Origin of the sequence: Microbacterium sp. B19, from assembly GCF_000333395.1 — a bacterium.
Taxonomy (GTDB): domain Bacteria; phylum Actinomycetota; class Actinomycetes; order Actinomycetales; family Microbacteriaceae; genus Microbacterium.
The window spans coordinates 19,757-27,443 of the sequence record NZ_BADA01000195.1; the positions used below are offsets into that span (position 1 = coordinate 19,757).

Here is a 7,687-nt window from a genome sequence, read left to right on the forward strand (position 1 = left end):
AGGGTCGCTCCCCGCCGGTCCGGATCGCTGGTCAGCCGGCCAGCGCGGTGAGGGTCAGGGTCGCGCGGTAGCTACCCTTGTCGATCGTGTTCGGGATCTTCAGGTCGAGGTCGGCACCGACGACACCGGCACCACGGTCGTGGCCCATGGGCGCCGAGCTCAGCGAGCGCGAGACCGACAGACCGTCGCCCCCGTCGTAGCCCGAGCCGACCGCGGCACCCGCGACGGCACCGGCACCCGGCGTGACGACCTTGGGCGTCCAGCCGAGGTACTTGCCCTCGAAGGTCTTCTGACCGTCGACGAAGTCGCCGACCGACGCGGAGATCGACCACGCGGCCTTGCTGGCGCGGGTGTCGGTCACCGTGATCGGGTTGATCTCACCGGTGGCCTCGAAGTACTGGAAGTTCTTCTCCTCCGCCGTGCCGAGGTCGACGAGACCGTTGTGACCGTTGATCGTCCAGCCGAACTCACCCGGGGCCGTCGTGGGGACGTCGACCTGGATGTCCTGGCCGTCACCGTGGTTGGGGTGGATCTTGACCTCGTCCTGGATCGAGCCGATGGCCTCGGCCGGCTTGGTGCCGTTGTCGGGGCCGCACCACAGGACCTTGCCGAGCTCGACGGCCGCGTTGGGGGCGGCGCAGTTGCCGGAGCGGATGTTCTGCACGACGAGCTGGTCCTTCTGGACCTGCACCTTCACGTACGTGCGGACGTGCTCCTGGTTCTGCACGGAGTTGTACCAGTAGTTGGCCGGGTTCAGCGGGTCGGCACCGTTTCCGGCACCGCTGGTGCCGCTGTTGTCCGGCGCCGTGATGTCGTAGTACTTCGAGCCGGAAGCCGAGTTCGCCGTGACGTAGACGACGCCGCCGGGGCCCTCGAACACCTCGTCCTGGCCGGGCTGCTCGTCCGCGTTGGCCTTGGCGCCGTTCTTGATCTCGTACGAACGCGAGTAGCTGTGATCGTGACCCTGGAGGACCAGGTCGACGCCGAGCTTCGAGAACGTCGTCGGGAAGTCGACGCGGCGGACCTTGTTGTCGCCGTCCTTCGCGTGATCGGCCGGCGAGTAGATCGCGTGGTGGTACACGAGGACCGTGTACTTCGCCTCGGCGCCGTGCTTGTTCACGACATCGGTGACGTACGCCACGTGCGCGTCGTCGCCGCCACCACCCTGCGAGGTGGCGTAGCTGTTGCTGTTGAGGTCGATGAACAGCGTGTCCTTGTAGATGAACCAGTAGTCACCGCCGGACTCGGTGCCGATGCTGGAGGCGCCCTTGCGGTAGTACGCGCCGGAGCGGTCGGTGTTCGGGGTGTAGAAGTGCTGCTCGTACGACGTGCCGCCCACGTCGTGGTTGCCGATCGTCGCGGCCCAGGGGTACTGGCGCAGCTGGTCGGGAGCGAGGAACGCGTTCCACTGGTCCTCGTTGTTCGCGGCGTCGACCTGGTCACCACCCGAGACGAGCAGTTCGGCGTTGGGGTTGGCGTTCACGGCGACGTTCATCGTGTCCACCCAGCCCGCCTGGTCCTTCGGGATGTTGCCCGACGAACCGATCTGCGGGTCACCGAAGAAGAGGAAGTCGTAGTCGCCCTCGAACGACTGCGTCTTGAACGAGTACGTGGTCGACCAGTTGCCGTCGGAGCCCACGCGGTACGAGTACGCCGTGTTCTCGGCGAGGCCCGTGATCGTCGTGTGACGGTTGAAGCCGGTCGTCGAGGTGTTGGCGGCACCGGATGCCGAGAACGTCGTCGCCGTGGCGGGGAACTCCCCGTCCACCAGCGTCGAGGTCGGGGCGACCTGGACCGTCTGCGCGGTGTCGGCCGAGGAGTACCAGCTGACGTTGCGCTGCGACTCGTCGGCTCCGACACCGAGGATGATGCCGGAGAGGGTGGCCGTGGTGTCGGCCGAGGCTGCCGGGGCGATCGCGGCGCCGGAGAGCACGAGCGACGCGCCGACGGCGGCCGTTGCGATCCACGAGACACGGCGACGCGTGCGCGCCCCGTGCGACGTCGATGCTGTGAGGAGCATGGCTGTCCATTTCTCTAGGTGAGGGGCCCGCGGTCGGGCGGGCCGTTCCACGCTGTTCCCCGAGGGTGACCATCGCGTGAATGGTTGACCGTGCACATCTATCGATCAGGGCAACGTCACTCGATCCCGAGGATGCGCTGCACGAACCAGACGAGGCCGGCCACGGTGACGATGACGGCCAGGATGCCGCTGGCCCACATCCCGATCCGGGGAGCGCGGCGGCGCAGCAGCACCAGTAGCGGGAAGACGATCACGATGATGCCGATCTGCACCGCCTCGATGCCGATGTTGAACACCAGGAGCGACCACAGGAGCGTCCACGACCACGGTTCGTCGATGCCGAGCGCGGACGCGAAGCCGAGGCCGTGCACGAGCCCGAAGAGGAACACGACGCCGACGCGCAGCCAGCCCGCGCGGTCGAGCCGCAGGAAGCCGTGAGCGTGCGAGAGGTCCTGATCGACCTTGCCGCCGCGCCAGAGGCGCCACAGGTACCAGGCGCCGACGACCGCGATCGAGAGCGCGATCGTCGGCTCGACGATCTCCGCGGGGGCCGCGACGAGCCCGGTCGCGGCGAGGATGAACGTCACGGAGTGCGCGAGCGTGAACGTCGTCGCGGCGATCACGACCTCACGCAGCCGCCGCGACCCGACGATCAGCGCGAGCAGGAACAGGATGTGGTCGATCCCGGTGAGCAGGTGCTCGGCACCGAGCCGGAAGAACTCCCAGAACCGCTCGAGCGTCGTCTGCGCCGTGGTGAACGACGGGTGCTCGGCATCCAGGACCGTACTTCCCTCGTGGATGTCGAGCGCGTACGTGAGGATCGTCTTCGTGCCGCTGACGAAGCCCTCGTCGTCGGGGAACAGGGTCGAGACGACCTCGTGGCCGTTCTCGGAGGGCGGGCACGCGTAGTCGATGGTGAGGACGGCGTAGGGGACGCCGTCCTGGTGCGTCATCGTGACGTCGTCGGCGAGGGCCGGAGTGCAGTCCGCGCCGCCGGCGTCGATGCGGAAGTGCCGCGCGACGTAGCTCGTCACCTCGCCGCGGTACTGCTCGAGGGCGGCGGCCTGCTGCGTCGGGTCGTCCGCCTCGAACGCCGCCGTGCCCTCTTGGAAGAGCGCGTCGTTCTTCGCCGCGTCGGCGGCGGACACGACGAGCAGGTCGTACTCGAGCTGGAGCTTCGCCCGAACGACTCCCGTCCCCCCGCTGGAGAGATCGGCGTAGGCCACCGACGACATTCCGTGGGCCTGGGCGGGGGCCGCCGAGAACAGGAGCGCGAGTACTCCCGCGCCGAAGACGAGGACACGCAGCGCGCGTCGGATCACAGCAGACATGAAGACCTTTCCGCGACGACAGTGCCCCGCGGGTGTGAACGGTTGTGCCCGGGAGGGGGAACGGAAACGGAACGTGTGCCTCGCGTTCTCCCGCGCGCCACCCGCGTCGCGCAGGGTGGAGCGGTGAGGCGCAGGACGACGATGGCGGCCGTGATCATGGCGGCGATGGTGATGACGGGGTGCTCCTCGGCATCCGGGTGGAGCGAGATGCGGGCGCACCCGGCCGCGATCGGAACCCCCGGCGCGGGGTTCGCCCCACCGACCCCGCTGGCGCCCGAAGCGACCTACGCGCCCGAGGCCGGGTCGTGGGACGGGGTGCGGCCGCCCGCGGGATACCGCGTGGTGCTGCTGACCGTGGGCGACGACGCTCCGACGGCGACGCTCGTGAACGCGGTGCAGGACTGGGCGGCCGAGACGCGGGCGGACCTGCGCGTCGTGCACGCGGATGCCGACATGATCGACGGCGCGGTCGAGGCGATGCAGATGAATCCCGACCTCATCATCAGCGCGGGCGATGCCCTCGTCGACCCGCTCGCGACGGTGACCGCCAACCACCTCGACCGGCAGTTCCTCATCATCGGGGCGGAACTCGCCGAGCCCACCGAGAACGTCACCGCGGCCGACTGGACCGGCGCGGCCTACCGCGGCGAGGGCCTCGGCAAGGCCTCCGCGTACGACCCCGCGAGTTTCACCCCCGAACGCGCGGCCGCGGCCGTCCGGGCCGGCGTGACCTCGGTGCTCACCGGCCAGCGCGGCATCGTCCTCTGGATCGAGTGACGCGCGAGTCGCCATCGGCGCGCCCCGAGGCGACGACCTTCGGCGCCTCACGCGGGAAAAACGCGCCTGACATTATGGACCGCGAGGATGCCGCGTGTCATCGGGCCGACGGCAGGAATTTCCGTGAGTAACGTCGAGCGCACCGCGACGGGCGGGTTCCCGCCCCCGTCGTGCGCACGAGCCGAGCACCCGCGAGTACCACCGGGTCCCGACCGTGGACCCGAGAGGACGACCGGATGCGTGACACCGACACGACGCCCGTGCCCGCCCTCGGCGACGTCTTCGCGCGGCGCTACCGGCTGCTCGAGCGGCTCCCGGAAGGCGGCGGTCGTCTCTTCCGCGCGCGGGACGAGATCCTCGCGCGCGACGTCGCGGTGAAGGTCTTCGAGGTCGACCCGGCGGCGGCTCCCGACTCGCGCCGCCGTCTCGCGGGGGCGCGCATGCTCACCGCGCTCGACCACCCCGCGCTGGTGACGATCTACGACGCGCACGTCGGCCACGGCGGCGAGGGCTACCTCGTGATGGAGTTCATCCACGGCCCGACCCTGCGGCAGCACCTCGAGAAGCGCGGACCCCTCTCTCCCCCGCTGGCCGCGGCGATCCTGCGGGACGTTGCGCTGGGACTAGCCGCGATCCACGACCTGGGGATCGTCCACCGGCACCTCACGGCCGAGAACGTGCTCCTCCGCCCCCTGCGGAACGCGGGTCGCCCCTTCCGCGGCATCCTCGCGGACTTCGGTGTGACGCACCTCCTCGGCGAGCGCGCCCCCGAGACGCCGGTCGACGACCGGGAGTACCTCCCGCCCGAACGGCTCCACGGGGAGGAGCCCCACGCCGCCTCGGACATCTACGCCCTCGGCCAGCTCGCCATGGAGGCGCTGACCGCGGAACGTCCCCTGAGCGGTGGGGCCGTGCAGGAACTCCTCCTCGCCCCGCTCTCGTACGACCCCGAGATCCCGACGCGGTTCGGCTACGGCTGGGAGCTCCTGCTCACGGCCATGACCGACCCGGATCCGGATGCCAGGCCCACCGCGATCGAGGTCGCCGAGCTCGCGATCGAACTCGCCGAGGGGTCCGCGGTGGCAGCGCCGGGGCCCGTGGCCGAGGCAGCGCCCGACGAACCGGACGAGAGCGCCGCGGGCGCCGAGCCGGTCGCCGCCCTGCGTGCGGTGCACCAAGCGCGCGAGACCGCGACGCGACGCCGGCGTCCCCCGATCTGGGCCTGGGTCACGCACTACCGCTGAGCGCGCGGCTCACACCCGACGCCGCCGCCGCGCGGCTCACACCCGACGCCGCCGCGCGCGCCGGATTGCGACGCCGACGGCGAGCGCCGCGACGCCGAGGCCGGACGCGATCGCCAGGGTGATGGCATCCCACCCCGTCGCGGGGAGCTGACCCTGCGCTCCCGGGTGGGGCGATACGGATGCCACGGGCGTCGGTGCGGGCGTGGGAGTCGGGGTCGGCGTCGGGGTCTGCCGCGAACTCGCCGGCACCTCGACCACGATGATCTCCACGCCGGGCGCGGGCTCCGGCGCGGGCGCCGGGGCGGCCGTCGTCGCGAGAGCCCATGCGATCAGGAACGCCACCGACATCTCGAACCACCTCTCGGCGCTCCACTGTGTCGGGCGCACGTGTCCGATCCGGCGGCAGCGAGTGAACGGGAGGGGAAGAACGGTCGTCGCACCCCCGCACGGTTACCACAGACGTAAGATCGCGGGTTCTTTCGGTCATATTGGTCGCAAAGGTCACGTGAAACACCCCTAGCGTCGTCACATGCCACTTCCTTTCGACGCTACCGCCGCGCTCGCGACCGCCACGCGCCCGGTGTTCTTCGTGTCGGACAGCACGGGCATCACCGCTGAGACGCTCGGCAATGCGCTGCTCGCGAACTTTCCGGGCGCGCGCTTCGAGCGGCGGACGATCCCCTTCGTCGACGAGAGAGCGGTCGACTCCCTCCAGGCCGACCTCCGCCGGGCGGCGGCGGGCGGCGGGTCCCCGATCGTCTTCGCGACGCTCAAGGATGCCGGCATCCGGGCCCGTCTGGCCGGGGCGGGTGCGGTCGTCATCGACCTCCTGGCCGGTCACCTGACGGAACTCGAGGCCGAGCTCGGCGCGACGGCCGAGACCCGCGCGGGGCAGTACCACGGGCTCGGCGACCTCGAGCAATACTTCCGCCGCATGCGGGCGGTCGAGTTCGCGATCGAGCACGACGACGGCCAGAGCGGACGCGACCTCGCGAACGCCGACGTCATCATCGTCGCGCCCTCGCGCTGCGGGAAGACACCCACGACGATGTACCTCGCCCTGCATTACGGGCTGCTGGTCGCGAACTATCCGCTGACCGACGACGACTTCCCCACCGACGGCCTGCCGCGCATCGTCGCGCCGCACGCCGACCGCTGCTTCGGCCTCACCACCACCGCCCTGCGCCTGAGTCAGGTGCGGCACGAACGCCGTCCGCACTCGACCTACGCGAGCCTCGCGCAGTGCACCCTCGAGATCCGCCGAGCCGAAGACCTGTACCGCCGCACCCACATCCCGTTCCTCAGTTCCGCGACCCGGAGCGTCGAGGAGATGTCCGCCGTGATCCTGCAGTCCATGAACCTGCGGGACCGACCCCGAGAAAGGCCCACCCCATGACCAACATCCTCCGCTTCGACGAGATCGGCATGAGCGACCTCGCCCACGTCGGCGGCAAGAACGCCTCGCTCGGCGAGATGGTGTCGCACCTGGCATCCGCCGGCATCCGTGTCCCTCCGGGCTTCGCGACCACGTCCGACGCCTTCCGCCGCTTCCTCGCCGAGGGCGGCCTCGACGCCCGCATCGCCGACGCCGTCCGGGGCGTGGACGTCGAAGACGTCGCCGCCCTCAGCCAGCTCGGCGGCCGCGTGCGCGCGTGGATCGAGGAGCAGCCCTTCCCCGCCGACCTCGAGGCCGACATCCGCGCCGCGTACGCCGCGCTCGTCGCGAACGAGACGGACCCGGATGCCGTGACGTGGGCCGTGCGCTCGAGCGCGACGGCGGAGGACCTCCCGGATGCCTCGTTCGCGGGGCAGCAGGAGACCTTCCTGAACATCGGCGGAATCGAGAACATCCTGCGGGCGATCCGCCGCGTGTTCGCGTCGCTGTACAACGACCGCGCGATCGCGTACCGCGCGCACCACGGCTTCGACCACCACGAGGTCGCCCTGTCGGCGGGCGTGCAGCGGATGGTGCGCTCGGACGTCGGCGCCTCGGGCGTGATGTTCACGCTCGACACCGAGTCCGGCTTCGACGACGTCCAGGAGGCCGACATCGTCGGCATCACGATGCCGATCACGAAGCACTCCTTCCTGGTGAAGTCCGCCGAGGAGATCCCCGGCGCGATCGCTGCCGCGTTCGAGATCGCGTCCACCGGTCGCCCCGGCCCCGTGCTCGTGGACATCACCAAGGACGCGCAGCAGAACTCGGCGCCGTTCGTCTGGCCGCCGAAGATCGACCTGCCCGGCTACCGTCCCGTGACGAAGGCCCACGGCAAGCAGATTCAGGCCGCGGCGCAGCTCATCGCCCACGCGAAGAA

7 protein-coding genes are annotated in these 7,687 nt (G+C 70.5%); 4 read left to right on the plus strand and 3 right to left on the minus strand.

Features of this window, described 5'->3' with window-relative positions; translation table 11 throughout:
* Positions 1–31 precede the first annotated feature (31 nt).
* Both I5G_RS07280 and I5G_RS07285 read right to left on the minus strand, forming a co-directional pair.
* Positions 32–2,020: a metallophosphoesterase family protein gene (locus tag I5G_RS07280; protein ID WP_022878465.1), complete on the minus strand. Its 1,989-nt coding sequence runs from the start codon at positions 2,018–2,020 to the stop codon at positions 32–34.
* A gap of 116 nt (positions 2,021–2,136) precedes the next feature.
* Complete coding sequence (locus I5G_RS07285; RefSeq protein ID WP_026095732.1) at positions 2,137–3,351, minus strand: HupE/UreJ family protein; 1,215 nt, start codon at positions 3,349–3,351, stop codon at positions 2,137–2,139.
* 123 nt (positions 3,352–3,474) lie between these two features.
* Here I5G_RS07285 and I5G_RS07290 point away from each other — a divergent pair, with 123 nt between their 5' ends.
* Both I5G_RS07290 and I5G_RS21225 read left to right on the plus strand, forming a co-directional pair.
* Positions 3,475–4,128 carry a hypothetical protein gene (locus I5G_RS07290; RefSeq protein WP_026095733.1) on the plus strand — a complete coding sequence of 218 codons (654 nt, stop codon included), beginning with the start codon at positions 3,475–3,477 and terminating at the stop codon, positions 4,126–4,128.
* A gap of 236 nt (positions 4,129–4,364) precedes the next feature.
* Positions 4,365–5,372 (plus strand): serine/threonine-protein kinase, encoded by a 1,008-nt coding sequence (locus I5G_RS21225; RefSeq protein WP_022878468.1) that lies wholly within the window; start codon positions 4,365–4,367, stop codon positions 5,370–5,372.
* Between the two features lie 36 nt (positions 5,373–5,408).
* On the opposite strand, the gene I5G_RS07300 is transcribed toward I5G_RS21225, so the two are convergent.
* Positions 5,409–5,759 carry a hypothetical protein gene (locus I5G_RS07300; protein ID WP_022878469.1) on the minus strand — a complete coding sequence of 117 codons (351 nt, stop codon included), beginning with the start codon at positions 5,757–5,759 and terminating at the stop codon, positions 5,409–5,411.
* A gap of 142 nt (positions 5,760–5,901) precedes the next feature.
* On the opposite strand from I5G_RS07300, the gene I5G_RS07305 reads away from it, so the two are divergent.
* Both I5G_RS07305 and I5G_RS07310 read left to right on the plus strand, forming a co-directional pair.
* The gene (locus I5G_RS07305; RefSeq protein ID WP_022878470.1) at positions 5,902–6,768 is read left to right on the plus strand and encodes a pyruvate, water dikinase regulatory protein; all 867 of its coding nucleotides are present in this window, start codon (positions 5,902–5,904) and stop codon (positions 6,766–6,768) included.
* Positions 6,765–7,687, plus strand: a 923-nt coding sequence (locus tag I5G_RS07310) for a PEP/pyruvate-binding domain-containing protein (protein ID WP_026095734.1), incomplete at its 3' end; no start/stop codon positions are given. The genes I5G_RS07305 and I5G_RS07310, both read left to right, overlap by 4 nt.